This is a genomic window from Halorubrum sp. SP9, from assembly GCF_005435015.1.
Taxonomy (GTDB): domain Archaea; phylum Halobacteriota; class Halobacteria; order Halobacteriales; family Haloferacaceae; genus Halorubrum; species Halorubrum sodomense.
Map to the genome: position 1 here is coordinate 1 of NZ_SGXU01000841.1, position 207 is coordinate 207.

The 207-nt window shown below is 70.0% G+C and carries 1 protein-coding gene; it reads left to right on the top strand.

Annotated elements, in window-relative coordinates; translation table 11 throughout:
• On the top strand, nt 1–207 hold a 207-nt coding region (locus tag EXE45_RS19505), incomplete at both ends, for a hypothetical protein (RefSeq protein ID WP_137695238.1).

Sequence of the window (207 nt, forward strand, 5' to 3'; positions counted from 1 at the left end):
CGTCGGGCATCCCCTTCCCGGTGTGGTACTGCGCCGACTGCGGCGAGGCAGTCATCGCCGAGAAGGCCGACCTCCCGGTCGACCCGCTCTCCGACGACCCGCCCGTCGACGCCTGTCCCGAGTGCGGGCACGACGAGTTCGAACCCGAAGACGACGTGCTCGACACGTGGGCCACCTCCAGTCTGACCCCGCTCATCAACGCCGGCT